Genomic DNA, 1788 nt, shown 5'->3' with positions numbered 1-1788 from the left:
TGTGCCAGGCGGATTTACCTACCTGACGTCCTACACCCTTACCCCGGGACAACCACCGCCCGGGATGGACTACCTTCCTGCGTCACCCCATCACTCACCTACTAACCGCTTGGTTCAGCGGCTCCACCACTCCCCCTCACTCCGAAGAGATCAGGGGCGGCTTCACGGCCTTAGCATCACGATGCTCGATGTTTGACGCTTCACAGCGGGTACCGGAATATCAACCGGTTATCCATCGACTACGCCTGTCGGCCTCGCCTTAGGTCCCGACTTACCCTGGGCAGATCAGCTTGACCCAGGAACCCTTAGTCAATCGGCGCAAACGTTTCTCACGTTTGTATCGCTACTCATGCCTGCATTCTCACTCGTGAACCGTCCACAACTCGCTTCCACGGCTGCTTCACCCGGCACACGACGCTCCCCTACCCATCCACACACCCGTTGGGGCTATATGTGTGAATGACACGACTTCGGCGGTACGCTTGAGCCCCGCTACATTGTCGGCGCGGAATCACTAGACCAGTGAGCTATTACGCACTCTTTCAAGGGTGGCTGCTTCTAAGCCAACCTCCTGGTTGTCTCTGCGACTCCACATCCTTTCCCACTTAGCGTACGCTTAGGGGCCTTAGTCGATGCTCTGGGCTGTTTCCCTCTCGACCATGGAGCTTATCCCCCACAGTCTCACTGCCGCGCTCTCACTTACCGGCATTCGGAGTTTGGCTAAGGTCAGTAACCCGGTAGGGCCCATCGCCTATCCAGTGCTCTACCTCCGGCAAGAAACACACGACGCTGCACCTAAATGCATTTCGGGGAGAACCAGCTATCACGGAGTTTGATTGGCCTTTCACCCCTAACCACAGGTCATCCCCCAGGTTTTCAACCCTGGTGGGTTCGGTCCTCCACGAAGTCTTACCTCCGCTTCAACCTGCCCATGGCTAGATCACTCCGCTTCGGGTCTTGAGCGTGCTACTAAAACGCCCTATTCGGACTCGCTTTCGCTACGGCTACCCCACCCGGGTTAACCTCGCAACACACCGCAAACTCGCAGGCTCATTCTTCAAAAGGCACGCAGTCACGAGAATGAAGACAAGTCTCCACTCCGACGCTCCCACGGCTTGTAGGCACACGGTTTCAGGTACTATTTCACTCCGCTCCCGCGGTACTTTTCACCATTCCCTCACGGTACTATCCGCTATCGGTCACCAGGGAATATTTAGGCTTAGCGGGTGGTCCCGCCAGATTCACACGGGATTTCTCGGGCCCCGTGCTACTTGGGTGTCTCTCAAACGAGCCGCTGACGTTTCGACTACGGGGGTCTTACCCTCTACGCCGGACCTTTCGCATGTCCTTCGCCTACATCAACGGTTTCTGACTCGTCTCACGGCCGGCAGACCATGAAAGAGAGATCCCACAACCCCGCATACGCAACCCCTGCCGGGTCTCACACGTATACGGTTTAGCCTCATCCAGTTTCGCTCGCCACTACTCCCGGAATCACGGTTGTTTTCTCTTCCTGCGGGTACTGAGATGTTTCACTTCCCCGCGTTCCCTCCACTTGCCCTATGTGTTCAGGCAAGGGTGACAGCCCATGACGACTGCCGGGTTTCCCCATTCGGACACCCCCGGATCAAAGCCTGGTTGACGACTCCCCGGGGCCTATCGTGGCCTCCCACGTCCTTCATCGGTTCCTGGTGCCAAGGCATCCACCGTGCGCCCTTAAAAACTTGGCCACAGATGCTCGCGTCCACTGTGCAGTTCTCAAACAACGACCAGCCACCCATCACCCCG

General features: G+C 57.3%; 1 rRNA gene (cut by a window edge). It reads right to left on the bottom strand.

What is annotated here, in order from left to right:
- A 23S ribosomal RNA gene (locus ABTZ58_RS39730) occupies positions 1–1730 on the bottom strand; it reaches 1495 nt to the left of the window's first position.
- Positions 1731–1788: the final 58 nt, after the last annotated feature.

Origin of the sequence: Streptomyces sp. NPDC094143, from assembly GCF_040303825.1 — a bacterium.
GTDB lineage: Bacteria > Actinomycetota > Actinomycetes > Streptomycetales > Streptomycetaceae > Streptomyces.
Note: the sequence above shows the minus strand (reverse complement) of the source record. Positions and strands in the feature narration are given on the sequence as shown.